The 26,651-nt window shown below is 44.6% G+C and carries 18 protein-coding genes; 7 read left to right on the forward strand and 11 right to left on the reverse strand.

The window, feature by feature from the left end:
• Positions 1–127: 127 nt before the first annotated feature.
• Entirely contained in the window at positions 128–982 is an 855-nt protein-coding gene (locus FTW16_RS21080; protein WP_004734686.1) for a MurR/RpiR family transcriptional regulator, read from the forward strand.
• Between the two features lie 88 nt (positions 983–1,070).
• Here FTW16_RS21080 and FTW16_RS21085 read toward each other — a convergent pair whose 3' ends face one another.
• A complete protein-coding gene (locus FTW16_RS21085) occupies positions 1,071–2,372 on the reverse strand; it encodes an iron-containing alcohol dehydrogenase (RefSeq protein ID WP_146492364.1) in 1,302 nt (433 codons plus the stop codon).
• A gap of 406 nt (positions 2,373–2,778) precedes the next feature.
• Between FTW16_RS21085 and FTW16_RS21090 the strand changes: the two genes are divergently transcribed.
• The gene (locus FTW16_RS21090; RefSeq protein ID WP_009847069.1) at positions 2,779–3,042 is read left to right on the forward strand and encodes a GrxA family glutaredoxin; all 264 of its coding nucleotides are present in this window, start codon (positions 2,779–2,781) and stop codon (positions 3,040–3,042) included.
• A gap of 250 nt (positions 3,043–3,292) precedes the next feature.
• Complete coding sequence (locus FTW16_RS21095; RefSeq protein ID WP_017630384.1) at positions 3,293–4,975, forward strand: aspartate:alanine antiporter; 1,683 nt, start codon at positions 3,293–3,295, stop codon at positions 4,973–4,975.
• 283 nt (positions 4,976–5,258) lie between these two features.
• Here FTW16_RS21095 and fabV read toward each other — a convergent pair whose 3' ends face one another.
• The 4 genes from fabV to FTW16_RS21115 all read right to left on the reverse strand — a co-directional run bounded on the left by fabV (position 5,259) and on the right by FTW16_RS21115 (position 13,178).
• Positions 5,259–6,461: an enoyl-ACP reductase FabV gene (fabV, locus tag FTW16_RS21100; RefSeq protein ID WP_086713097.1), complete on the reverse strand. Its 1,203-nt coding sequence runs from the start codon at positions 6,459–6,461 to the stop codon at positions 5,259–5,261.
• 209 nt (positions 6,462–6,670) lie between these two features.
• Entirely contained in the window at positions 6,671–8,953 is a 2,283-nt protein-coding gene (locus FTW16_RS21105; protein WP_146492365.1) for an acyl-CoA dehydrogenase, read from the reverse strand.
• Positions 8,954–9,008: 55 nt separating this feature from the next.
• On the reverse strand, positions 9,009–9,638 hold the full coding sequence (locus FTW16_RS21110) for a TetR/AcrR family transcriptional regulator (protein WP_017631427.1): 630 nt from the start codon (positions 9,636–9,638) through the stop codon (positions 9,009–9,011).
• Between the two features lie 444 nt (positions 9,639–10,082).
• Positions 10,083–13,178, reverse strand: a complete 3,096-nt coding sequence (locus FTW16_RS21115; protein WP_146492366.1) for a VCBS domain-containing protein — start codon at positions 13,176–13,178, stop codon at positions 10,083–10,085.
• A gap of 301 nt (positions 13,179–13,479) precedes the next feature.
• Between FTW16_RS21115 and FTW16_RS21120 the strand changes: the two genes are divergently transcribed.
• Both FTW16_RS21120 and FTW16_RS21125 read left to right on the forward strand, forming a co-directional pair.
• Positions 13,480–14,787, forward strand: coding sequence for a TolC family outer membrane protein (locus FTW16_RS21120; RefSeq protein WP_060982749.1), 1,308 nt, complete (start codon positions 13,480–13,482; stop codon positions 14,785–14,787).
• A complete protein-coding gene (locus tag FTW16_RS21125; protein WP_060982750.1) occupies positions 14,787–15,398 on the forward strand; it encodes an OmpA family protein in 612 nt (203 codons plus the stop codon). The genes FTW16_RS21120 and FTW16_RS21125 overlap by 1 nt, the downstream gene beginning before the upstream one ends.
• A gap of 212 nt (positions 15,399–15,610) precedes the next feature.
• On the opposite strand, the gene nhaA is transcribed toward FTW16_RS21125, so the two are convergent.
• The 5 genes from nhaA to FTW16_RS21150 all read right to left on the reverse strand — a co-directional run bounded on the left by nhaA (position 15,611) and on the right by FTW16_RS21150 (position 22,789).
• Positions 15,611–16,774 carry a Na+/H+ antiporter NhaA gene (gene nhaA, locus FTW16_RS21130; RefSeq protein ID WP_029405366.1) on the reverse strand — a complete coding sequence of 388 codons (1,164 nt, stop codon included), beginning with the start codon at positions 16,772–16,774 and terminating at the stop codon, positions 15,611–15,613.
• 275 nt (positions 16,775–17,049) lie between these two features.
• The gene (locus FTW16_RS21135) at positions 17,050–18,198 is read right to left on the reverse strand and encodes a lipocalin-like domain-containing protein (RefSeq protein ID WP_146492367.1); all 1,149 of its coding nucleotides are present in this window, start codon (positions 18,196–18,198) and stop codon (positions 17,050–17,052) included.
• Complete coding sequence (locus tag FTW16_RS21140) at positions 18,188–20,641, reverse strand: ABC transporter permease (protein WP_146492368.1); 2,454 nt, start codon at positions 20,639–20,641, stop codon at positions 18,188–18,190. The genes FTW16_RS21135 and FTW16_RS21140 overlap by 11 nt, the downstream gene beginning before the upstream one ends.
• Complete coding sequence (locus FTW16_RS21145) at positions 20,622–21,293, reverse strand: ABC transporter ATP-binding protein (RefSeq protein ID WP_017060385.1); 672 nt, start codon at positions 21,291–21,293, stop codon at positions 20,622–20,624. Before FTW16_RS21145 ends, FTW16_RS21140 begins: the two co-directional genes overlap by 20 nt.
• 122 nt (positions 21,294–21,415) lie before the next feature.
• Positions 21,416–22,789 (reverse strand): MATE family efflux transporter, encoded by a 1,374-nt coding sequence (locus FTW16_RS21150; RefSeq protein WP_146492372.1) that lies wholly within the window; start codon positions 22,787–22,789, stop codon positions 21,416–21,418.
• Positions 22,790–23,315: 526 nt separating this feature from the next.
• Between FTW16_RS21150 and FTW16_RS21155 the strand changes: the two genes are divergently transcribed.
• On the forward strand, positions 23,316–24,731 hold the full coding sequence (locus tag FTW16_RS21155; protein ID WP_146492369.1) for a cytochrome c peroxidase: 1,416 nt from the start codon (positions 23,316–23,318) through the stop codon (positions 24,729–24,731).
• Between the two features lie 182 nt (positions 24,732–24,913).
• A complete protein-coding gene (locus tag FTW16_RS21160) occupies positions 24,914–26,374 on the forward strand; it encodes a DUF2867 domain-containing protein (RefSeq protein WP_146492370.1) in 1,461 nt (486 codons plus the stop codon).
• Positions 26,375–26,408: 34 nt separating this feature from the next.
• Here the strand turns inward: FTW16_RS21160 and FTW16_RS21165 are convergent.
• A partial coding sequence (locus tag FTW16_RS21165) for an integrase core domain-containing protein (protein WP_146492371.1) occupies positions 26,409–26,651 on the reverse strand: 243 nt, incomplete at its 5' end.

Consider the following 26,651-nt stretch of genomic DNA (forward strand, 5'->3'; position numbering starts at 1 on the left):
ATTTGAAGCAGCAGTATTTACGATACTGAATTAAGTTTGGTTTTGTGATTATTGATATTTGTTTCAGCCATACCCCCTGGTAAAAGATATTAACTGGCAAGTTGTTCTCTATACCCTTGTGAACACTATGAATACATTAGAAAAAATACAAAAAAACCTGGAAAATTTCAGCAAGTCTGAGCGTAAGGTAGCCGAAGTAATCATGGCTTCCCCTCAAACTGCAATCCATTCTAGCATTGCTACCTTAGCTAAGATGGCTGACGTAAGTGAGCCTACAGTTAACCGCTTCTGTCGTCGTTTAGACACTAAGGGCTTCCCTGACTTCAAACTTCACCTAGCTCAAAGCTTGGCGAACGGTACACCTTACGTGAACCGTAACGTTGAAGAAGACGATGGTCCAGATGCTTATACGCATAAGATTTTCGAATCGACTATGGCATGTCTAGACGTTGCTAAAAACAGTCTAGATGCGATGCAAGTAAACCGTGCGGTCGACTTGCTGACTCAAGCAAAACGCATCTCGTTCTTCGGACTGGGTGCCTCTTCTGCCGTAGCAAAAGACGCTCAAAACAAGTTTATTCGTTTTAATATCCCAATCACTTGTTTCGAAGACATCGTGATGCAACGAATGAGCTGCATTAACTGCAGTGATAACGACGTTATCGTTCTTATCTCTCACACTGGTCGCACTAAGAGCCAAGTTGAGATTGCGAACCTAGCTCGTGAAAACGGCGCAACCGTTATTGCTATCACAGCGAAGGACTCTCCATTAGATAAAGCAAGCTCGCTTTCTATCTCATTGGATGTACCGGAAGACACTGACGTTTATATGCCAATGGCAAGCCGTGTTGTTCAAATGACGGTTATTGATGTGTTAGCGACTGGCTTTACACTGCGTCGCGGTTCTGGTTTCAGAGAGAACCTAAAACGAGTGAAAGAGTCGCTTCGTGATTCACGTTACGAAAAATACTCTCAGTTCTAGTCTGTTAAGACATGACCAGGAAAAATTGAATTAGAAAACGGAGCCTAGCGCTCCGTTTTTATTTGTCTTTTGATACGATTGAATACAGCTAGATAGTCCAACTATTTCCCTTCTCAACCACACTGTTCTCAGAGGCATAAGAGTTGATAATGGTAAAACTCGATTCCGCAGTTTGAGGCTGGTTGATAAGTTCATCCTGATTCAGTAGCGCTATCTCACGGTAATCACTGCCGCAACTGCACTCTTGACAAACCTGCTCTAAAATATGAACTAGCCTCTCTTGATTCAACGGTAGAGGGTTTCCTTTTATCGCAACTGACTTCAACGCATCTGCAGATACCTCATCAAACTGGGCTTCACAAACACCAAATCCCAACAAGTTGGGTAACTTAAGTGTATCTAACACTTCAGATAACCAAGAAATTGCCTCTTCTTCTTTCGCCTTGACGTTCCCCGTGACTATCTGAGCGATTCGTTGATAACGCACTAGGATATCGCTTCTTTGGTGCTCTTTCGCTACCGCTATGTTCTCTAACATCACAAATGGCGCTAAACGCGCGGTAATCACACTGTGAGGCGCAGAAATCTTACCGCCTAATGCAGAAGCTAATCCGTGTGCAGCACCAAGCTTTGCATTAGTGATTGCCATTCCACCAAGCATTGAAGCAAAAGCGAGATCAGAACGCGCTTGAGGTTCATTATAAATACACGCCTGAATTACCGAACTACTCAGCTTACGTAATCCTTCTTCGCAGATCATATCGGTCAGTGGGTTCGGTTCGCCACACACGTAGGCTTCCATTAGATGAGTAAAGGCATCCATCGCACCTCGCCCAGATAAATACAGATTAGTTCCATGAGTTAGGGTTGGGTCGACAATCGCAACGTCAGCCAACATATCTGGACTTCTAAGGCTGATCTTAACTTGGTCTTGGCCTGATTTAAGCACCGCATTTTTAGTTACCTCGGCGCCGGTACTGGCCGTGGTAGGAATAGCGATGAATGGAAGCGGTTTAGTTTTAAGAGGAACATTACGTCCGACAACTTCAACATAATCGTATAAGTTGCCTTGGTTAGGTAAAACAGCAGCTAGCGCTTTCCCCATATCGATGGCACTGCCGCCGCCCATTGCGACCACCATATCTGGCTTAAATCGACGTGCAGACGTGGCAGCCTCCTCGACCATTTTGATATTGGGTTCGCCCGATACGGCAATGTGCTGATAACGCATGCTCTGTGCATCTAGATAGTCAGTAACAATTGAGGTGCGCTCCAATGTATTACCAGTAACCAATAGCACGCTGTAGCCATATTGATTAAAGAGAGACAATGAAGCGGAAAGTGCTCCATCACCAAAGATGATCTTTGTAGATGTCATAAATTGAAACATGGTGCCTCCTGCGCCTATGACCGAACAAAACTGCGAACTCTTGGTTGTTGGAATTTAGCCTTTATATCGTGCATCAGTATTAAGATGCCTCGTTCTGTATGAGCTTTTTTTGACGAGGTGCAACTTGTCGCATTAAAGATGAATTAAAGTCGTATTCTTAGGGGTAATTCACACTCTTAAATTAAGGGTAATCAATCTAGATACCCATCAGAAATCAGCATGGATCCTTTTTGTGACCATTATTTGCTCTGATAGGCAAAACCTATTGTATTAAGAGGCAATTCCATCTTTATTTCCCCATGGCATTGAGGCATAGTTGGTTTTAAGAAATTTTGAGTGGCATTCATAAAAGAATAGTTAACATAAATGAGTTAACGAGCCTCATCCCGTATTTAGGAGAAATTAAATGTTTGTAGTTATTTTTGGTCGCCCTGCTTGCCCATTCTGTGTTCGTGCAAAAGAGCATGCTGAAACTCTTAAAGCTAAACGTGATGACTTCAACTACCGTTACGTTGACATTCACGCTGAAGGTATCAGCAAAGCTGACCTAGAGAAAACAGTGGGTAAGCCAGTAGACACAGTTCCACAAATCTTCATCGATCAAGACCACATCGGCGGCTGCACAGAATTTGAAGCATACGCAAAAGAAAACCTAGGTCTTTTCGACTAAGCGAAGATTTCTCTTAAGAGATCTAAGGTTATAGCCTTAAACAGCTGACCAATTTTAGCGTTAGATTGTACGACTTATAAGAAGCCCGCTCACTGTAGCGGGCTTTTTTTATGACCAGTTTTCGTACGGAATAGGAATAAGGTCAAAATCAAGTAAAATAGCAAAATATCGCTTATAATTTATTTATATTTAGATACAATTCACCTCTCAAACTTACCCTGTGTTTCACGCCAATTATTGAGCGACCACTGTGAATATCGACGTTGTTTTTCTGTTAGAACAAAACCCCATTCTCCTCATCTTTGTTGTTTTATCGATTGGATTAGCCATTGGTAAAATTCGTTTCGGTAGTCTCCAACTCGGCAATTCAATCGGTGTTCTGATTACTTCCCTCGTTATGGGACATCTTGGCTTTTCCTTTAACGCAGATGCGCTAACCATTGGTTTCATGCTGTTTATCTACTGTGTTGGCATTGAGGCTGGGCCGAACTTCTTCGGTATTTTCTTTAGAGACGGTAAGCACTACCTCATTCTGAGCCTTGTGGTACTTTCTACAGCTATTGCCCTCACCTATTTCAGCAGTCATTACCTTGGCCTTGGCTTCGGCTTATCTGCCGGCATGATGGCAGGTGCGCTTACAGCAACGCCAATCTTGGTAGGTGCACAAGACGCTCTTAATTCTGGGCTTGCTGAAGTGCCAAGAAACATGGACTTGAGCCTGATTATCGAGAACCTATCGGTGGGTTACGCGATGGCTTACTTGGTTGGCTTAATCAGCATGATCATGTTTGCTCGCCTGATTCCAAAACTTCAGAAAGTAAACCTACACGACTCGGCCGAGCAGATAGCTCAAGAACGTGGTTTGGGTGCTTCTGGCCAACGTAAGGTTTATCTGCCTATTATTCGTGCTTATCGTGTGGGCCCAGAGCTTATCTCTTGGACTGATGGTAAGAACCTGCGTGAACTGGGCATCTATCGCCAAACAGGCTGTTACATCGAACGTATTCGACGTAATGGTATTCTTGCCCACCCAGATGGTGATGCAATTCTACAAGAAGGCGATGAAATCGCATTGGTTGGCTTCCCAGACAGCCACGCTCGTCTAGACCCAAGCTTCCGTAACGGTAAAGAGGTTTTCGACCGTAACCTACTCGATCTACGTATCGTGGAAGAAGAGATTGTCGTCAAAAGTGACAGCATCGCAGGTAAACGCTTATCTGACTTAAACCTGTCTGAATACGGCTGTTTCCTTAACCGCGTAGTACGTGCTCAGATTGAAATGCCGATGGACTTAAACATCGTGCTTTCTAAAGGTGATGTACTGCAAGTGAGTGGCGAAAAGAGTCGTGTCCACGGCCTAGCAGAGAAAATTGGTTTCATCTCAATCCACAGTCAAATGGCAGATTTGATGGCCTTCTGTAGCTTCTTCATTCTGGGTATTTTGTTTGGTTTGATCACCATGACATTCGGTCAGGTTTCGTTTGGACTAGGTAACGCAGTAGGCCTTCTTCTTTCAGGCATCATGCTTGGTTTCCTACGAGCGAACCACCCTACTTTCGGTTATGTACCTCAGGGTGCGTTGAATATGGTCAAAGACCTCGGTTTGATGTTCTTTATGGTCGGTATCGGCTTAAGCGCCGGTGGTAAGATATTTGAGCACTTAACCCAAGTTGGCCCACAGGTCATTGGTATTGCTCTGGTGGTGAGTGTGCTACCGGTATTCTTCGCTTACTTAGTTGGCGCTTACGTGCTGAAAATGAACCGCGCGCTGCTGTTTGGTGCGATCATCGGTGCACGAACCTGTGCTCCAGCAATGGACATCGTAAACGACCATGCTCGCTCAACCATTCCGGCTCTGGGTTATGCAGGTACCTATGCGATAGCCAATATATTAATGACCTTAGCTGGTACTTTTATCATCATCATTAGCTAGTTTATTCAGCGTTATAGCGCTTTAGATTAGATATTTTAAATGCACTAATTCATCTTTGGGTTAGTGCATTTTTTATGGCCTGTTTTAAGCAATTCAAGCCTTCTTCCCCGCTCTTGCTCTTAACTCTCTTCGTATCTCGAATCTCGTCACTCGTATCTGCTCTCAATCTCTTCGCATCTCTCTACTCGTATCCCGTATCTGCTCCTAATTTCTTTACTCAGATAACAGACAAAAAAATAGGCACTCAATGAGCGCCTATTTCGTTTAGATTCGATAACTTGAATTAGATGTCAGCTACATCAAACTCAACAGCTGGGTTAACCTCAGCTTCGTAATCAACACCTTCAACACCGAAACCGAATAGCTTCAAGAACTCTTCTTTGTATTCTACGTAGTCAGTCAGTTCTTTCAGGTTCTCAGTTGTGATTTGAGGCCATAGGTTACGACAGTGATCTTGAATGTCTTCGCGAAGTTCTAAGTCATCTAGGCGTAGACGATTTACTTCATCCACTTCTGGAGCGCTGCCGTCTTCTTTGTATAGACGTTGGCTGAACATACGGAAGATCTGTTCCATACAACCTTCGTGAATACCTTCTTCACGCATCTTCTTGAATACCATCGCGATGTAAAGAGGCATAACAGGAATCGCAGAACTTGCTTGAGTCACAACAGACTTAAGAACAGCAACGTTTGCAGTGCCGCCAGTTTGGCCTAGTTTCTCGTTAAGCGCTGACGCTGCACGGTCTAGATCCATCTTAGCTTTACCTAGCGCGCCATCCCAGTAGATTGGCCACGTTAGTTCAGTACCGATGTAGCTGTAAGCAACAGTCTTACAACCGTCCGCTAGAACACCCGCTTCAGATAGAGCATTGATCCAAAGTTCCCAATCTTCACCGCCCATTACAGTAACAGTGTCTTTGATCTCTTCTTCTGATGCAGGCTCAACGCTTGCTTCGATGATCATGTCTTTGTTTGTATCAACCGCAGTTGATGTGTACGTTTCGCCGATAGGTTTTAGAGCTGAACGAATCACTTCGCCAGTCTCTGGCATTTTACGCACTGGAGACGCCAGTGAGTACACAACCATATCGATTTGACCTAGATCTTCTTTGATCAGATCAATTGTTTTCTGTTTCGCTTCGTTAGAGAAAGCATCGCCGTTCAGGCTTTTTGAATACAGGCCTTCTTCTTTAGCTAGCTTGTCGAACGCTGCTGAGTTGTAGAAACCAGCTGTGCCCGGCTTTTTCTCAGTACCGGCTTTCTCGAAGAAAACACCGATAGTTGAAGCGCCGCCACCAAATGCAGCCGCAATACGTGAAGACAAGCCGTAGCCACTTGAAGAGCCAACAACTAGTACACGTTTAGGTGCGTTTGCGATTGGACCTTGAGCTTTTGTGTAAGCAATTTGTTCTTTTACATTAGCTTCACAACCGACTGGATGTGTTGTAGTACAGATGAATCCGCGAATTCGAGGTTTGATGATCATATTCAACTTCCTTAAAAAATCAGGTTAAGGATAAAAGTTTCGTACGCAAATGGCATCTAATTTCTGTAAAAATGTGGTGAAAATGCAAGTGGTTGGAGCACTCAGTGAATATTTGCTGACTAAGTCACCATTTGTTAACGCGTCTATTGCGACTTCTACGACAAAAACAAAAAAGGCACCTGATTAGGTGCCTTTTATCATTCCGTTATCTAAGCAACGCTATTTAGCTTAGGTTTTAACTCTTTTCGCGTCAAAGTTTCACTAAAGTCATGACTGAAGTGGTCGACTTGAATCGCAGCGTAACGCAGCTTATCGGCAGCCACAATCTGGTCAACTTCTTCTTGCGTTAGTACATCAGCAGCAAGTGCTTGAGCAAGTTTATCTTCTAACAAACCTTTACGAGCAACTTTGCCCTCTTTCACCGCTTTGAAGATCTTACGCTCAAGAGGCTTAATGCTGTACATCGCATTGAACGCGTTCTCCATCAGGCCAACGCTATCCTCTTCTTCTTTACCGATGTAGCAAAGATGAGTCAGACGCTCACGGTGTGCACCCGGAGTCATCAAGCTTTCAGCCAGTTGTACCGTTAGGTTATCACTTGGTTTTTCAAAGTGGTTACCTACAGGGAAAACGAGACCTTTAAGTACTTTACCAACCATCTTGTTCGGGAAGTTTCTGTACGCTTCTTGTAGAGATTTCGCCGCGTTATGGAAACAGTGTTGAACCGCGTAATGTACGTAGTCTAGGTCAGCTTGTTGACGACCTTCGTCTTCATACTTCTTAAGCGCTGCAGACGCCATGTATAAGTAACTTAGACCATCACCTAGACGTGCAGAGATAAGCTCTTTGCGTTTAAGTTCGCCGCCTAGTGTAAGCATTGCGAAATCCGCACTTACAGCAAGCGCACGGCTCAAGCGAGTCAGGTCTTGGTAGTAAGGCTTCGTTGGGCCGCTCATATCTGCTTTAATGAACTTAGAGCCTGTTAATGCCGCACCGAACGCACCAAACGTGTTCTTAGTCGCGTGACCAATATGCTTGAACAACAAGTTATCGAAGTCCTTCGCACCTTGCTTCTCATCTGGGTTTGCTGCCGCTTCCATTTCGCTTAACACGTATGGGTGACAACGTGTCGCACCTTGACCGAAGATCATCAGGTTGCGAGTCAGGATATTCGCACCTTCTACTGTGATAGCAACCGGAATACCTAGGTACGGCGCTGCCAAGTAGTTCATCGGGCCATCTTGAATTGCGCGACCCGAGTGGATATCCATCGAATCATTCAGAATCGTACGCGCCATTTCTGTCATGTGATATTTCGCGATAGCCGTTACGATACCCGGCTTCTCTTTCATATCAAGTGAAGTGGTTGTCAGCGTACGAGTTGCTTCTAGTAGATACGTTAAGCCACCAATACGGCCTAGGCTCTCAGCAACACCTTCAAATTTACCAATCGACATACCGAACTGCTTACGAACATAAGCGTATGCGCCAGTTGTTCTCGCAGTTAGGTGGCCCATTGCTGTACCTAGCGCCGGTAGTGAAATACCACGCCCCGCAGACAGACATTCCACCAGCATACGCCAGCCTTTACCTGCGTAATCTGCGCCACCGATTAGCCATTCCATAGGAATAAATACATCGTGACCACGTGTTGGACCATTCATGAATGCAAGACCAAGTGGGTCATGACGCTCACCAATCACAACACCTTCATGATCAGCTGGGATTAATGCACAAGTGATACCAATGTCTTCCTTGTCACCAAGTAGTTTCTCAGGATCGTGCAGTTTGAAAGCCAGACCAAGTACAGTCGCTACTGGTGCTAGTGTAATGTAGCGTTTGTTCCAGTTAAGCTTAATACCTAACGTCTCTTTACCTTCGTGCATTCCCATACACACAGTGCCGACATCAGGGATACCACCCGCATCAGAACCGGCTTCAGGGCCTGTTAATGCAAAACATGGGATATCGGTACCGTCAGCAAGACGTGGTAGCCAGTAGTCTTTTTGGTCTTGAGTACCGTAGTGAGACAGCAGCTCACCTGGACCAAGAGAGTTTGGAACCATGACTGAAACCGCAGTACTGATACTACGAGTCGCAATCTTAGTTACGATAGTCGAGTTCGCGTGTGCTGAAAATTCACGACCGCCGTACTCTTTCGCAATAATTAGCGAAAAGAAACGCTCTTTACGTAAGAAGGTCCATACCTCTTCAGGAAGGTCTCGGTCTTCTTTTACGATTTGGTGGTCGTCAAGCATAGCAAGCAGAGTTTCAAGTTCATTATCCATGAACGATTGCTCTTCTGCTGTCAGCTGAGGTTTTGGATATTGGTGCAGCTTAGTGAAATCTGGTTTACCAGAAAACAGCTCTCCGTCCCACCAAACACTACCCGCTTCCATCGCTTCTTTCTCGGTGCTAGATAGTGGTGGTAGTACTTTTTTAAAGAGTTTAAAAGCTGGGTCACTTACCCATTTTTGTCTTAGAGAGCTCATAGTTCAGATCCTTTTGTTCACTATTTTGGTTGTGAATGTTTCGCTTTTTATTGTTTTATTCTTCTGCTGACATGCCAGCGGCCAGGTATGGAATAAGAATATCGACCACTGCTTTGGCATCTATTCGCTTACCGTAATCATTCTCTGCGATTTCAACGAGAGCCTGACTGGAAGCCATGGTGAAAACACAAGTCCCTAAGGTGAAGTGCAATCGCCAAAATAACTGTTCTTGAGTGAGGTTAGGGTTGGCTTTCATTACTGAACTGGTAAACAAAGTCAGTACTTCGCTGTAGCGAGTTGTAATGAACCAACGCAAGTGACCTTGCACATCCGTATAACCTCGACCGATGAGTAACATAAATCGGCTCGTACCATTTGGCCTTACATCGTTAAGTGCTCTTAGTGGCTGTCTTAAAGACTCAAACACATCACTCATAGAATACGTTTCGTTCAAGTTTAAGTTCACTAAAGCGTCTTGCAGCGCAGGCATAAACGCTTCCAAGTATCGATTTAATACGGCACGAACCAGAGTCTTCTTATCGCCAAAGTGGTAGTTCACTGAAGCAAGATTGACATTGGCTTTACCCGTAATAGTGCGTAAAGAGGTGTCATTAAAACCGTGCTCAGCAAATAAGCCTTCAGCCACATCTAAGATTTTGTCTTTGGTTGTACTTCTTGGTGCCATTTCAATCACTCGTATTAAACAACTGTTTGAAATATACGCTTAGTACATTTATTTAACAAGCAAGCAACATCACATTTTCACAAATTGGTCGTACCAGTTAATGAAAATCGGCACTAACCGATTGAATCGACGTGTGTTTACAAAAAAAGGGAAAATTAATGAATTTTCTGGGAACTGAAATTGAAAAGGAGGGTCATAAATTATGTAGAAAACAGAGTATTTAGAAGTTTAACAGGCCGTCAAACTTGTTTTTCTCCCTGCTTTCTTAATTACTGCATTTTCCTTATTAACTCCTATACTTGTATCCGCCCAAACCACGTTGGTTTGGGCTTTTTTTTGTGTGTTGTTCCAATACCTTTTCTTTGGCTGGTACTCGACACAAAAAAGCCCCCGAAATCGAGGGCTTTTCTTACGTTAAGCGTTAGAGCCTTTCACTTTATCTAATTAAGCAGCATCATTTTTTATCAGTTCTCCTAGCACAGCTAAGTCATTACCTAGGTCAACCGAACCAGCCAGTTCAGTCGCAATTCCCTCAACAACGATAGTTTGAACATCATCCCCTCCATTGATTGGAATGGACAACGCAATATCTTCTCCGTCGACAGAGACCTCTATCGCATCAAGTAGCTCTGCCATTTGAGTCTCATCTTGAGGGTCTTCGACCAAATCATTGAGGTTGATCAGGTCCCCAGAACCACCTGTATAAAGCTCGAAATCTTTAATAATGTCAGTACCGTTGTCGAGCGTAGAGTCTAGCCAAGTGAAAATGTTGTCTCCGCTATCTCCAATCAGCAAATCGTTACCTGACTCGGCATACAAGGGTTCATTACTCGCCGCACTAATAACGTTATATTGCTGCGGAGCTTCGATATCTATGGTGACCGTCTCTACCGTGCTTTCTGCACCATTAGAGTCGACCGCGACATAATCAAACTGCGGGTCTTCAGTTACCGCCTCGTTACCTTGAACATAGCGTAACTCCCAACTGCCCCCTGTCGATGACAGCTCCATCCCAACAATCGGATTGTCTGGTGAAGAATAACTAAAATCATACAGAATTTGGCTATTCCCCGTATCTCCTGGATCTTTTTGATATTGCTCAGTCTGAGTAGTGCCATCAGCAAAGGTATAGAGCACTTCAACATAGACATTACTATTAGTGTTAAATGAACCGCCCAAGCCATCTAAACCAAAATCGACAACATCTAATGGATTATCAGTAAAATCCAATATCAACGTCTCCTGCTTGTTCATACCTCTACCATCAGTGTCGCCAATACCAAAACCAACATGAGGCTGTTCACCTTGATACTGCTTAAGTGGCTTATCGTTGTTGTCCTCAATACTGAGAGTAATAGTATTACCGTTGTCCAGGGTAATTAGTCTTTCGGTTGGTGAAACTTCTACACCCCAATTATAGAAACCATCAACAAGATCTGGTATATCCTCAGGATCACCACTGAAGCCCATTTCAAACATCTCTCCAGGCCCAGCTACAAAACTGATATTGTTCGGAACAAACAACACACCGTTATCGACATCAGACTGCATGATTTCTCTCGTGACGCCATTTTCATCGGTATACAAAAGGCTGCCGTTGGTTGGCAAACTTTCTATCCGAATATTAAGTGGAATGTCGTCATGGTCATCTTCTACATCTGAGATGTAATCTGGCATACCACCATCTTCAGAATCGAAGAGGATAGGTATGACCGCGTCCTGATCATTAACGACCGTGAAGCTGGTCGCTTCAGGTGCGTCATTGACACCATTGATTGTTATCTCGATAACATGCTCTACACCATCAATAGCGGTTACCACATATCGCTCAATAACCACGTCATCATCATTCAAGTATTGAACCGCATCGTTATCAACGACATAACTCCATGCCCCCTCAGGAGTAATAGTTAACATGCCCAGAGCAAGTGCATAAGTAGACCCAATAGGGGTAAACACACCATTAGGTTTAAAGGCGGGCATATCGCTGGTATCGACATCAGTAATCGTTAAAGTACCTGAAACTGAAAGTTCGTTGGTATCAGGATCGACATCGACATCTTCCGTCACCTCACCCATATCAGAATCACCTTCACCAACGGTAATCTCGGATGGATCATCGACACCGTTTATGGTGATGGTTACTTCACTGGTGGTCCCGTCAATCGCAGTAACTGTGTAAACCTCGGTAACGAACTCATCGTCATCAAGATATTGCACATCATCGTTGTCCACGACGTAAGTCCATTCACCATCGTCGGTAATGGTCAACATACCCAACGCAGTATCATTGGTTGAGCCTTCTGGGTTAAACGTACCGTTTGGTTGAAAAGCAGCGACATCGTTATCGTCGACATCGGTGATGGTTAGTGTCCCAGAAGTTATTAAGTTGTTGCTCTCTACGTCAACATCCACATCCTCAGTCACTTCACCTGTGTCTGAATCACCTTCGCCAACGGTTATATCAGATGGATCATCGGCACCATTAATAGTAATGGTCACTTCGCTCGTGGTACCGTCACTTGCTGTCACGGTATAAACCTCGGTTACGAACTCATCGTCATCCAAGTACTGAACATCATCGTTGTTAACTACGTAAGTCCACACGCCGTCAGGGTCGATGCTCAATATGCCTAGCTGTGAATCGTTTGTTGAACCTACGAGGTTAAACTCACCATCAGCTGAAAAGGTGGGAGTGTCGCTGTCTACATCTGTAATCACGATCTGACCAGACGTTACCAATTGATTGGTGATGTCATCGACATCAATGTCCTCGGTCACACTGCCTGAGTCATCAGTGGCAACAGCCGCATCATCAGTACCAATTATCGTTACAGTGATGACTTGTTCGCCTCCATCAGAGGTTTGTACTGTCGTCGTATCTTGAATTTGCTCGCCATCGGCAAGCTCATCATAAGGGCTATTGGCCACGAAGGTCCAAGTACCATCTTCGTTTACAACAAAGGTCCCGAGCTCATTATCTCCAGCGACCTCTTTGCCAATAAAGGTAACGTCCGGATCATCGCTGGTTAAAGCGCCACCTGTCTCAATTGGTTCATCCTGCTCAAACTCAATAACATTAGTTTCACCTGAAATAAGCGCAAAAGCGATGATATCAAAAAGAGCAATACTTTGAGTTTCTGACAATCCTTGAGACTCAAACCCTTCAGTTTCAAAATTCGTGGCAGCTTGAGTTTCAGCCCCAGTACGTTCAATCCTACCGCTGTTGGTCAAACTCGAGCCTTCCTCACCAGCAGCAGTATCAAACTCATCTCCTAGTTCTGTTGGATCAAATCCTTCTTCAATAGCACGCTGAACTTGAGCGACCGCGTCATCAGTATCTAGCACATTTTGTTGGCCCTGGTTATCTACAAAACGTGCAGAAACACTTGGCACACTCTCTTCACTAGTATCAAAACTGATAATTACGTCGCTAGCGGCTGGTTGTTCGCCCGGAGACAAACGTCTAACTTGGCCTTGAGCGTCGAGCACTACACTCCCGCTAGCAAGACCTAGTATATTTAGGTTGATATTTCCCATATCCATATTCCCACTTCTACCCAGAACACACCAAACGCGGCTCCAATACCACTCTGCGCTGTGGCTATTTCCTACAATAAATTTAGTAGTAGCACTATTGATAATCAACTCACTAAAGTAGTACAACCAAAGCGCTTTTCAAATTAGTCAATGGCAATAGCGACTTACATTCAAAAAAAAACCAACAAACTTCGCATTTTTTTGCAAATGTCCTAAGCTTCGTTTAATACCATTCACTCAATTCAGCGGTAAACGTAGGTTGGGAAATGGATGAAACATTGAAAGTAGAAGGAGAGCTACTTTGAAATTGTTCAAATTATCCATCATGTGTTGCTTAGTTGCTGCAACACCACTCGCCGCTCAAACTCTGGAACAGTCGGTGGCTATTACTTTGGCAACCAATCCAGAGATAAAAAGCATCTTTAACGAATATGTGAGCGTGAAAAAGCGTAACGATGCATCTGGAGGTGCATACAAGCCCAGTATCGATCTTGACGCCGGTATTGGTTACGAAGGCATAAACCCTGCACCAAACAACGGTCCAGATACCGATCTAACAAGAAAGGAAGCGACGATTTCCCTCACGCAATTGCTTTGGGATGGTTCCGCGACTCTGTACGACATTGATCGTACCGCCGCAGAAGCCGAGTCGGTTCGTTTACAATTGATTGCAGATGCCGAAGACAAAGCGCTGGAGGTCACTCAAATCTATTTAGATGCAGTGAAAGCCACTGAAGTGCTGGCACTGTCAGAAAGTAATCTTTCGATACACAAGAAAATCTACAAAGACATAAAGAAACGAGCTAATTCAGGCATAGGTTCAACCGCGGATGTATCTCAGGTAGAAGCTAGGATTGCAAAAGCTCATGGTAACTTGTTGGCCGCACAGAATAATTTGATCGATACACACACACAGTTCAGACGAGTAGTTGGCCAAGAACCCCTAGGCTTAATTTACCCACGAGCCGATATTTCGAGGATTCCTTTGTCGTTAACGGACGCCATTGTTGATGCCTTGGACAAACACCCCGTTATAAAAATCGCAACGGCTGATGTCGACGCAGCACATTTTCAATACAAACAATCGAAAGGCGTGAACTACCCTACGTTCTCTATTGAAGCATCACAGTCGTGGCGTGATGATGCGGGAGGCGATGAAGGCTCTAGTCAAGAGACCCTCGCGATGCTACGCATGCGATATAACTTGTACAACGGCGGAACAGACAGTGCTAATTCCGAAGCAGCTGCTTACCAATTGAATAAAGCAAAAGATCTGAGAGATCGCGCTTATCGCCAAGTGGAAGAAGGCCTTCGCCTTTCATGGAGTGCCTTAGATTTAACACTGCAACAAAAAAACTTTCTATCTGACCATGTTGATTCAGCTTCGGAGACCGTTATCGCTTATGAAAAACAATACCGAATAGGCAAACGTACTCTGCTTGACTTGCTCAACACAGAGAACGAACTATTTGAAGCCCGTAAAGACTATCTAGATGCGCATTACTCTGAGCAGTACGCTAAGTACCGTGTGATGAACGCAACCGGTTCTTTATTGAACGCTCTACTGGTCGACATACCAGAAGAGTGGACAACGGCCGTGGAGTATTAATGATGAAAATAACTTACTTATTACTTCCCGTATTAACGATGACTCTATTCGCCTGCTCTAGTCAACAGGAAGAGGCCTACATCGAGACACCTGAAGCGGAGCAGATTGCAGACCTGCAAGATGATGACAAAGATGGTGTGGTAAACGCACGCGATACCTGCCCAGGAACGCCTGAAGCATCACAAGTCGATAATGATGGCTGTGGTGAAACGATTCGTGCAGAAGAAGTCAGACAGCTAAAGATACTCTTTGCTCATGACTCATTTGAAGTGAACCCAATATTTTCTGATCAAATCAGCACGATGGCAGAGTTCCTTGAAACCTACAAAAGTGCTTCTATCGAAATCCAAGGTTACGCGAGTAAAGTGGGTTCCAATGAGTACAACTTAGATTTGTCAAAGAAACGAGCGAATAATGTGCAAGACGAGTTATTGTCGAATGGTATAGAACCAGAGCGTGTCAGAATTGTTGGCTATGGCGAAGAACGCTTAGAAAGCGATGGTGATGACCCTACTTCACACGCACTGAACCGAAAGGTAACGGCGACGGTAGTTGGGTTAAGTGAGCAGATCGTTGAAGAGTGGACTATTTTTACCACACTAGAAAAGTAGCGTGACATTGTCACCGTACTTGCAAAACAAGCTATCTTACAAATAGTAGCTTAGCAACATGATCAATAAAGCCGTGATAGGGTTACCTATCACGGCTTTTTGTTCTTTGTCGTCACATAAATCGTGTGGATGACTCTGTGACTCTTCTTGCTACTCAGAAATTGACTTGTTGCTCAGGAATTGGTTCGATGGTTAATCGAACCAATTACCGATTATAGTTTTACTTCTTGATGCTTAGTTTTCGGTAGAGAAATACTTAGCAGGAAGTAACCTAAGATAGCTGCAGTTGTTGAGCCCATCAGGATACCTAATCGAGCAAGCGTATCAAAATCTGCGTTCGTTGGACCAAATGCCAGTGACGAGATAAAGATAGACATAGTAAAGCCAATACCACACAACACAGACACCGCGAAGATGTTCATGAAGTTCACACCTTCAGGAAGCTTAGCTACGCCGGTTTTCACAGCACCCCAGCTGAATAGGAAGATACCCAGTGGCTTACCAACCAATAGACCCATAGCAATACCAAGCGGTAGCATGCCTGTAAGGTTTGAAATTGAGATGCCTTCTAGTGAGATACCTGCGTTTGCAAATGCAAAGATTGGCAAAATTGCAAAAGCTACGTATGGGTGCAGAGCATGCTCTAAGTGTTTCAGCGGAGAATGTTCTCCTTTATTACCTTTTAGTGGGATAGCAAAACCAATGACTACACCAGCCAATGTTGCGTGAACACCAGACTTCAATACAGCGAACCACAGGATCGCACCAACAATTAAGTACACGCTCAGCTTAGTTACATGCTTGTTATTTAACATGAACAACACACCAGTCGCGATGAAGCCAACCGTCAGTGCAAGCGTTGATAGGTCGCCTGAGTAGAACAGTGCAATGATAACAACAACACCTAAATCATCGATAATTGCCAACGCTAATAAGAATACCTTCAAGCTTACCGGTACACGGTTACCAAGAAGAGCCATGATACCCAATGCGAATGCGATATCCGTTGCAGCAGGGATAGCCCAACCTTGAAGCGCTTCAGGGTTACTTGAGTTAAATAGCACGTAAATAAGTGCAGGAGCTAGCATACCGCCCACAGCAGCGATAGCTGGGAAGATTGCCGTCTCTTTAGACTTTAATGCGCCTTCTAAAAGTTCGCGCTTAACTTCTAAGCCGATTAGAAGGAAGAAGACAGCCATTAAGCCATCGTTAATCCAGTGAGACACAGACATACCAAGAACGTAACTATGAAGTACACCTTGGTACATTTCGTTCAGTGGTGAGTTTGCTACAAACATTGCGATCGCCGCAGCGATGACTAGGATGATGCCGCCAGCAGATTCCAATTTAAAGAAGTCACGGATGACGTCGGTCATGATTTCGCCCTTATATTTATTATTTAAATAAACGAATAACAAAGAATAACCCAGAGTTTATATCCAAGCTTTATCGATAGATAATCACTTCTTCGGATGTTTAACTTCGGTTTTTCCTACAAATACTAAACAATACGTCGTATATTCCATAATATTATTATGCGCCATAAAATAAGTATAGATGAGATCACCAAGGCTGTATGCACAAATAATTCGAGTCTGGTAGGAATCGCAAACATAAAAAAAGGCTATCAAATGATAGCCTTAGGTGTTTTTTAGTAGCCTGTTAACTGCATAAAGCCTGTTGCTTCATGGCTTCCACTCGCCATAATTGGCCCTTCCCAATAGGGTATGACAAAAGGCAGCCACATATCCCTGCGCTTGATACGCGTCGTGAGGTTGATATTGTGTTGTGGCACATTAATAATCCATTGCAGTGGCATTCTTCTGCCATTCAGTAGCGTCGTATTCTGTAAAGGCTTAATAGAAATATCGGAGTCCGTGAGCTGGTACACTTTACCTGAGCGAGTGGCCAATGTTCCGAAAACATAAGGTAACTGTTGATTATGGCGGTAGCGGTTAATGCTCAGTGCTGTGCCATCATCAAGATTAAACACGAACCAATCCCAGCCTTGCTGGCCCACTCCGAGTAAGCCACTACCCCACTCTTTATGTACCCAAGCAGTGCCTTCAACTTCCTTGGCAACACCGTCCAAATTCAACACGCCACTTAGAGACAGGAACGGAGCGCTGAAGTTATAAGACGCAACAGGTAATAAATCGTGCTTTTTCTGATAGCCGTTATCGCCGTTGAGCACGTATGGGCCTTTCGCTATAGTGTCGAGTTCAATGCCAAACGTATCAGTTTGCACTTGAAGTCGACCTGGGAATGGTGTGCTACCGAGTGCGCGCCAGTTCCAGTTATCAATCCAAATCCTAAACGGACGACTGGTCATTCCCGCCTGGCCTATGCCACCACGCGCTAAACGTTGCTCTTTCCAAACTTTGGAATCAGAGGAGATCACAACATTTGAAATATAGACCTGAGGACTTTGCCACCCTGGAGTCTCACGTTCATCAGTGGCTATACGGAAGAAGCTCCACTGCACTGAGTACTTTTTACCGTCATCCCCTTTTAGAGATGCAAAGTAATGCCACCACTCGTGTTGGAATTCTGGGTGGAACTGAAAGTCACGAGGCAATGAAACGCTGCGGTCAGGTAGCACAGGCTCAAACACATTGAAGTATTCGCTAACAAGTACTGAGTTAACCTCGTTAACCCCCTTTTCACCAACGTCAACAAAATAAGAATAGTACGCCCAGATACCTAAAATAGTGCCAAAGAAACCAATCAGTAATAGAGAGGAAATAAATCGGTGTCTGAGTTTCGTTGAGCCGTTTCGTTGAAGCATATTAAAGCGCATCCCTCAATGATTTCATCGGGGTATTCCGAATCATTCTCATCACTGGCAAAGCACCAGCCAACATCAATGCAGCCATGGCCCATGCAAATGTCTGTAAATAGTCCCAAGGAATCACTTGTAACTCGAGAGACCAGCCAAAAGACTGCTTAATAACGATATCAACAATCAAGCTTGCTAACGCTAAACCGAGCGGAATCGCAATCAAGGAGGAAATAAGCCCAAACACAAACAACTGTAAGCTACCTGTCAGAATCAGCTCCTTCGCCGATACACCTAAACAGCGCTGCAGCGAGATATGCCTTTGTCGAGACACTTCACCAGCAACGGTTGCGAAGAAGATACCAAAGACTGCGATAACCAATGTGATGTTACCCAACGTATCAGCGATCGCAAACGTTCTATCAAACACACGCATTGCTTGACTGTGAATATTGTTGTTATCAAAAACTCGCTCAGAACCAAGCCTGAATACACTTTCCAGTCGGCTGCGAAGTCCTACTGAATTGACATCATCTTTGAGTATCACGCCAAGGCCCACATTGCCGCGCCCTGCAAATCCATACAGCCAGTTTCGATGCGACATCATGACCTGATGGTAAGGGTTCCCATAGTCGTAGTAAACACCGACAACCTGCCAACCGGAACCGAGGTTGTCATAAAGGTCAATGTAGTCGCCTGGGCGAATCCCCAACTTAAGAGACATCGACTCACTGATCAACACACCTTTCGAGTGATGTAAGTGATACCAGTAGTTCGGAATACCTAATTTGATGGTCAGAGCTTCTAGTTCGCCTTCAGAAGGACCAGTACTGACCACTTGAATACTACCCACTGGAGAAGCTACGTCTTTTTCCCAACGCCACCAAACTGAGTCCACTTCTGGTTGGCCTGACAGCCAGTTACTCATGCGAGCAGCGGCATTGTTGGTTGGGTAGATGTAAAGATCTGCAGCCAAACGCTGGGTTAGCCATTTATCAGTGGTATCCCTAAAGCTACCTACCATGGTTTCTACACCAATGTTTGCAGTCAGCGCCAACATAAACGCCATTGTTGCTACGCCACGGTAGCTCATACTTGACGCAGCATCAGCAAAGAACCAACGAGCACGAACCCAGCGCAATGAATAAGAGAGGCTATTAAATAGCTTCCACATCAAGAATGGCGTAAACAGAGCCACACTGACGAGCATCAACGCGATAATCGCAAAACCAGACTCTTGAGTCTGAGGGGCTTGATACACAGCGACAGCTGCAACCAAGAAGCCACACCCAATCAATGCTTGCCATGTGAATTCCGTACCCGCAAAGCGCATCAAAGATAATCGAGAGGTCAAACGAATAGGTTGTGATCTAAGCAAACGAACCAGCGGCCAAGCACACGCTAAGAAGGCACCAAGTAGTGCCATTAACAAGCTGTAACCGCTCCATCGCCAATTCCAGTCAATCGTTAAACCAACATTGGCGTCATATAGGTCACCTAAGCTTGAAGATACTGCCGGTAACAATTGATTAGCCAACATGACACCGAATACATTACCGCAGATCCAGCTCAGTACTACCAATAGCAACAGCTCTAAACAAAGCGCTTTCGCCAGTTGCCAGCCCGATACACCTGTTTGTCTTAAAATTCCGACTAACGGTTGGCGCTGAATAAACGACAGCGACATCGCTTGATAGAAAATAAACAAGCCAACCACAAACGACAGCATACCCATCGCTTTAAGATTTAAGTGAAAAGCACTGGTCAGCGACTCTAGCTCCGCTTTAGAACTGCGGGTGATCGTCAGCCCATTCGGCAACATATTTTTTAGGCGCTCAAATTTCTCAGTAGACATGTCTGAGCAAGCAATCACTGAAAGTCCTGCACTGCGTTTAAGCATGCGGAGCAAGGAAATATCTGCTATTAACCTGGTGCCATTAATCAGGTTGTTTTGATCGACAACCACAGGACCAAGCTCAGAGCCATCCATCAGAGGAATGTAATCACCGTTGTTCCACTCCATGTGTTCAGCGAGATCATCACTTACAAGGATTGGATATGGCGGTTTCATGAGGTTTAAAGTGGTGAGATCTTTTAACGCAATACCCGGCTGCAACTGAAGCATAGAAACAGGGTCTATGCCGATAAGCATGAAGTTCGCGCCGTTTTCATCAGTGATACGATGGTGGTCAAAAGGAGAGCACTGTTGAAAGCCTTCACGGCGAAGCTGGATATAAAAACCTTGTGGGATCTTATTAGCGTTGTGTTTTGGTCGAATACGGTAAGGAAGAGGGTTCGAAAAGAGTTTTTCGCCATGTGCATAGCTTTGCTTGGCGTGTTGATTGATAGCAGTAACACCAACCAAAAGTGATACGCCGAGGGTTAAACCAAGCCATACCAAAATAATCTGCAGTGGGTAACGTCGATAGTGACCGAGTAGTGCCTTAACTACGGGCCATAACATGCAGTTGCCCTCCTTGTAGACGGATCCTGCCATCCATGTGCAGTGCTACTTTTTCACTGTGTGTCACCAGCAACAAGGTACATTCTAATTGGCGAGCCAAAGAGGTCAGCAAACGCATTACGGCTTCTGCATTACGCTCATCTAAACTACCGGTCGGCTCATCGGCCAGCAATATTTTTGGTTCCATATACAGCGCACGCGCAATTGCCGCACGTTGTTGTTGGCCACCAGACGCTTCTTCCGGGTAACGGCCAAGCAAAGGCATAAGGTCTAAAGCAGAAAGAATCTGCCTCCAGAGACCTTTGTCTTCAGGTAAGCCTTTTAACTGACGGCAAAAACGGATGTTATCGGCAATATTTAGCGTTGGCAGTAAGTTGAACTGCTGAAAAATATGGCCAATGTTGTTTCTACGATAAGCAGTGCGATCACGCTCGGTTGAGTCGTGCATATTGAAGTGAGGGAAAGCGATTTCACCTGAATCCGCAAGGTCTAAACCCGCGATAAGGTTCAGTAAAGTGCTTTTACCTGATCCGCTTTCTCCCATTAATGCTAGCTGGTCACCTTGGTTTAATGTTAATTCAGCACCTTGCAAAACAGGGTGAAACTCCCCCCCATCGACATAGCCTTTACATAGGTCTGACAGCTTTAACATTAAACAGCTCGCATTAGTTAGAATTTGGAAGGAGAATCTACACTAATTCCCTGTTAGGAGGAAGTATTTTGAAAGATAGATCACACACCAATGATAAAGTGACGTGATTGGTGCGTCCTACTTCAACTTCCTATCAAGTTTTTAATCCATTTTCTTGTTTTCATGCGATAGAGCGACCCGCCCCACTTAATCACTTCTTCGGTTAGGAAAAGCAGATATACCCACTCCGGTGGAAACTTAAGATAAATAGCAGCAATAGCCGCCAGTGGAATACCAATCACCCACTGAGCAATCAAGTCTTGATAGAGGCAGAACTTCACATCACCGCCCGCTCTCAACACACCAACAATCACAGTCAACGGTACCGAGCGAATAATAATACCTACACTTAGAATCAGAATAAACTTTTCTGAGAGGGCTCTGGTTTCTTCAGTCAATGCGCTAAAGGCATTAAGTATTGGCGTTTGAACGAAGTAGAGAAAAACGGCCACTACGATACTGGTTAAGAAACACAGAATCGTTAAGCCTAACGCTTGATAGTAAACCGCTTCATTGTTTTTCGCGCCAAGTTGGTTACCCACCAGAACCGCTGCCGCATTTGATAAACCAATCAATAGGCTCAATGAGATAGACTCAACCGGCGTCATTACTGAAAGTGCAGCTAAACCTTGAACGCCCGATTGTCCCATGATCGCATGGTAAGCAAACAAGCCACCCGCCCATGCTAAAAAGTTGAACGTGGTCGGGAGAGACAACTTCAAGAAGCGAACCACCTTTTCGATCGAAGCTGCCGCTTTAATATCGCAGAACTTGAAAGCTAATAAATGCTTAGAGAAATAGAGATAACCAAACAAAGTCGCGACTTCAATTGCGCCACTCAGTACTGTTGCAATTGCTGCGCCTTTGATTCCAAGTGCTGGAAAACCCAAGTTACCGAAAATCAGCACCCAGTTTAAGAATATATTAGACAGGATACCGATACCGCTGAAAAAGGTACTTAGTCCAGGTTTGTGCATCGCTCTCAAACCCACAGCCATACTGCTTACGCACGATACCGCTAGCATGCTAAATGAGGTAATTACGATATATTCAACGCCTAGGTTGATGACCTCTTGAGAGTCGGTCGTCACGCCCATGATTTGTGCAGGAAATGAAACGAAAAATGCAATGGTCAGTAACGCAAATAGGGTCGAAACCAGCCACGTCAGTGCGGTGCTTTCTCTCACACCTTGCCTGTTACCCGCTCCCCAATATTGAGCAGTAAGAAGAGCGCCGCCGGTGGTGACACCCACCAGCATAATGGTCGTCACGAACATCGCTCGGCTCGCAACACCCACAGCCGCAATGTCTGCTTCGCCAAGTTGGCCCAACATCAACACATCCACTAAGCCTCGGCTTGAAAACATAATGCTCTGCAAAGCAATAGGCAAAGCAATCGCAATAAGCCTGCGAACAAAATCACCTCGAGTATGATGAATAATTGAAGAGAGCAACATAGAGATACCTAAACGGAACGTATTGATGAATAAAGGAAAATATCCCGCCATTATATCAACGTTCGGTTTTTAACCATACATAAATAACGAGGTGAACATGAATTCCCGCATAGCATCCTAATTTATGCATCATTCACTTGTTCAAATGTGAAAACTCGATTAGCCAGACAATAGTGACATAATCTTGTTCCTTACTCACCGAACTAGCAAAGCACATTCACTCAACCACTCTCTCGAACAAGGCGGAAATCATCAAATCAGCATTATTAATACAGGTGCACATATCAAAAAACACATTTGACGCTATAGACAGGTAAATTGATTGAAATCAAAGTTAGTAGCGATCGGCATCGCGTTGTATTTGTTGCCATTTTTAACAAACCAACATAACCACATGAATTAAAAGGCTTTATTTCGTTAAATTATTCTCCATCTAGTTATTCGATTAATATTGATTCCTTTTTGTCATTTCATAAAGTCGCTTAAATTCAATAACTTCCTAGCCAATTCACTAGGGAGTTAAAAGATGAATAATAAAAAAATAATATTAAGTTTAGTTGGTTTAGGGATATTGGCTTATTTAGGCTCGGTGTATTGGGTCGACAAAAATGACCAAAAACTGGCCGAGCAAAACTTGGCGCAATTCTCATCACTCGATAAGTCATCTCTTGATTATCAAGCGATGAAAGTACTTACAGATAAGGGATGTAGTTATTGCCATACAGGCGACAGCGAGATGCCTTTTTATGCCAACTGGCCAATCGCTAAAAACCTTATGGATAAAGACCTTCAATCTGGTATGAAACACTTTGAAATCACTCAGCTCTTCAATGGGGTACAAGGTAAAGAACCAATATCTGAAGTGGCATTAGCTCGTATCGAAAAAGTGCTTTATGACGATTCCATGCCACCAAAAATCTACCAATCGATGCACTGGTCAGCGGGAATTTCGAAAGAAGAAAAACACACGCTTCTTAGATGGATTCGTCACACTCGTGCCACTCTTCACGCCAACTCACCGGTGCATGACGAGGGAAAAAAGCTCGCTTTGCAGCCTATCTATTCTAGCTTTGACGTTGACGAAGACAGGGCTAAGTTAGGTAAGGCCTTATATCACGATACGCGCCTGTCTGGAGATGACACCGTGTCTTGTGCATCATGTCATGGCCTCGATACGGGTGGAGTAGACAACCTCGTTGGCTCGGTCGGCATTCATGGTCAAGTGGGTGGAATCAATGCACCAACCGTCTTCAACTCAGTGTACAACAAGCTCCAATTTTGGGACGGTCGAGCAAACGACCTCCAAGACCAAGCTGGCGGCCCTCCATTCAACCCAATTGAAATGGGTTCTGAAGGTTGGGATCAGATAGTTGACAAGCTTAGCCACGACCAAAAATTAGTGGCTATGTTCGACAAGACCTACGAAGGTGAAATCAGCGGCCACACCATCACTCACGCTATCGCTGAATTTGAAAAGACATTGACGACACCCAACAGCCGTTTTGACCAATATTTAACGGGTAACATCGATGCTATAGATAGCCATGAAAAATATGGCCTGATGCTTTTCAAAAAGTATAGCTGCGGTACATGCCATGCGGGTGAAGCCATGGGCGGTGAAACCTTTGAGGCAATGGGCCTAAAAGCGGATTACTTCTCTGACCGCGGTTCTGACATCACACCAGAAGATATGGGGCGTTTCAACGTAACGGGCATCGAATCGGACCGACACAAGTTTAAAGTCCCTACACTGAGAAACATCGAGCTGACAGCGCCTTACTTCCATGACGGACAGGCAGAAACTTTAGACAAGGCGATTTTCGACATGGGTAAGTATCAAGTAGGTGTTGAAATGAGCGACCAAGAAGTTGATGCGATTAAGGCATTCCTCAAGACACTCACTGGTGAATATAAAGGTCAAAACCTTAGCCCAACCTCGTAAGTAATACCTTATGTCGCTCGTTCTTAGATAAAAGAGCAGGCTGCTCTTGAAGCTCAAAGCCAATAGGTTAATTCTATTGGCTTTTTTACATCCATCACTGGTAAATTGGTGTATAAGCAAGTTAACGCAGTTACCTTGAGTAACGTGTCCGAACTTTGAATAGCACATTACATGGAGTAACAATGAAGAAAGTACTGGTTTTAGGCGCTTCTGGATATGTTGGTTCGCAACTCCTCCCTCTTCTGCTTAAGCAAGGCTATCAAGTCACGGCAGCAGCAAGGCATATCGAGTATTTAAAGGCACGGACCGAGCCTCACGAAGACTTATCACTTAAGTATCTTGACCTGGCTGATCAAGCCGCAACACAAGCCTTAGTCCCCGATTTTGATCTTATCTTCTTCCTTGTCCATGGAATGGCAGAAGGCCACGACTTTATTGATTATGAGTTAAATCTAGCTCGCAACTTTGTCTCTGCACTTGGCCCTAAAAACCAGCACGTTATCTATCTAAGCTCGCTTCAGCCTCAAACCGGCGACTCAGAGCACCTTCAAGCGAGAAAGAAAACCGGTGAGCTACTTCGTAAAGGACCAGTACCGATAACCGAACTTCAAGCAGGCGTGATCATAGGCCCAGGCTCTGCGGCATTCGAGATCATGCGAGACTTTGTGTACAACTTGCCGATTATGATTGCGCCAAAGTGGGTCGATTCTAAAGCCAACCCGATTGCATTGCAGAACCTAAACCACTACCTACTGAAACTTGCACAAGAAACGCCTAGCGAAAGCCAAACCTTCGAGGTTGGCGGGCCGGATATTGTCTCTTATCGAAATCAATTTGCTCACATAGCCAAAACAGCCGATCGTCCACTCAGGCTTTGGGCGACATCGCTACTAACGCCGTCAATCGCTTCATATTGGCTGGGCGTGGTAACCTCTGTACCCTCTAACATAGGCAGAGCGCTTCTCGCAGGCTTAAAACACGATTTTATCGCCAGTTCGACCACCATTAGAGAAAAGTACCCTCAGAAGCTTATCTCGTTCGAGAATATGGTTGAGCAAGCTATTCATTCTGAAGGTAACTTCGTAAAGAGTAATGTGTGGGGTTTTGACAAAACCGCCTTCAAACGCTGGCAAGCTGGATATGGCTATTACCCGAAGAAAACAGGCGCAAGTATCACCTCAAGTGCACCACTAGAATCGCTTTGGCATGTTGCTCAGCAAATCGGAAGCCCGAAGCAAGGTTACTTCTTCGCTAACACTTTATGGCGCACACGCGAATGGTTGGATGTTCTTTTCGGTGGCGGGGTACCTGTTCGTCAAATGCCAGAAGGCCCCAACCTAAAAGTCGGTGACAAAATCGATTCATGGAAGGTCATTCGCTGTGAAGAGAATCAGTTTTTATCTCTGCTTTTCGGTATGAAAGGCCCCGGTTTAGGACGACTCGAAATTACCGTCTCTGACCACGGAGACTCTCGCGAGCTGAACATTTCAGCGTGGTGGCACCCTAAAGGCTTTCTTGGATTACTGTATTGGTTCGCAATGATGCCAGCTCACCTATTTATCTTTAAAGGCATGGTGAAGGCGATTGAGAAGCAAGCAAAAGAGCAGATGCGAGATTCGAGTGTCGAGATGCGAAAAGACTAAAATGATATGGCCCCTAAAAAGTAGACACAGGGGTTTAGTTGATTAGTTCAAAGTCCATGGGGCTCACTCCACCTAGAGTCCCATGTCTTCTTACTGGATTATAATAGGTATCGATATAAATTCGACTTTGCATCGTCATTTCTTGTCGTGAAAGCTGATCTAAGTTGTTCATCCACTCTTTCTTATATTGCGCAAAGAAACTTTCGGAACAAGCGTTATCCCAACAGTTTCGTTTTCTCGACATGCTGACTTTAATCTTTCGTTTACGGTGCCAACG

The sequence above is a fragment of the Vibrio sp. T20 genome, from assembly GCF_007858795.1.
GTDB lineage: Bacteria > Pseudomonadota > Gammaproteobacteria > Enterobacterales > Vibrionaceae > Vibrio > Vibrio satsumensis.

Bases quoted from the DNA above. Each gene is read 5' to 3' on its own strand.
- FTW16_RS21080 (WP_004734686.1), top strand. From the start codon at position 128: ATGAATACATTAGAAAAAATACAAAAAAACCTGGAAAATTTCAGCAAG.
- FTW16_RS21085 (WP_146492364.1), bottom strand. From the start codon at position 2,372: ATGTTTCAATTTATGACATCTACAAAGATCATCTTTGGTGATGGAGCA.
- FTW16_RS21090 (WP_009847069.1), top strand. From the start codon at position 2,779: ATGTTTGTAGTTATTTTTGGTCGCCCTGCTTGCCCATTCTGTGTTCGT.
- fabV (WP_086713097.1), bottom strand. From the start codon at position 6,461: ATGATCATCAAACCTCGAATTCGCGGATTCATCTGTACTACAACACAT.
- FTW16_RS21105 (WP_146492365.1), bottom strand. From the start codon at position 8,953: ATGAGCTCTCTAAGACAAAAATGGGTAAGTGACCCAGCTTTTAAACTC.
- FTW16_RS21110 (WP_017631427.1), bottom strand. From the start codon at position 9,638: ATGGCACCAAGAAGTACAACCAAAGACAAAATCTTAGATGTGGCTGAA.
- FTW16_RS21115 (WP_146492366.1), bottom strand. From the start codon at position 13,178: ATGGGAAATATCAACCTAAATATACTAGGTCTTGCTAGCGGGAGTGTA.
- FTW16_RS21125 (WP_060982750.1), top strand. From the start codon at position 14,787: ATGATGAAAATAACTTACTTATTACTTCCCGTATTAACGATGACTCTA.
- nhaA (WP_029405366.1), bottom strand. From the start codon at position 16,774: ATGACCGACGTCATCCGTGACTTCTTTAAATTGGAATCTGCTGGCGGC.
- FTW16_RS21135 (WP_146492367.1), bottom strand. From the start codon at position 18,198: ATGCGCTTTAATATGCTTCAACGAAACGGCTCAACGAAACTCAGACAC.
- FTW16_RS21140 (WP_146492368.1), bottom strand. From the start codon at position 20,641: ATGTTATGGCCCGTAGTTAAGGCACTACTCGGTCACTATCGACGTTAC.
- FTW16_RS21145 (WP_017060385.1), bottom strand. From the start codon at position 21,293: ATGTTAAAGCTGTCAGACCTATGTAAAGGCTATGTCGATGGGGGGGAG.
- FTW16_RS21150 (WP_146492372.1), bottom strand. From the start codon at position 22,789: ATGTTGCTCTCTTCAATTATTCATCATACTCGAGGTGATTTTGTTCGC.
- FTW16_RS21155 (WP_146492369.1), top strand. From the start codon at position 23,316: ATGAATAATAAAAAAATAATATTAAGTTTAGTTGGTTTAGGGATATTG.
- FTW16_RS21160 (WP_146492370.1), top strand. From the start codon at position 24,914: ATGAAGAAAGTACTGGTTTTAGGCGCTTCTGGATATGTTGGTTCGCAA.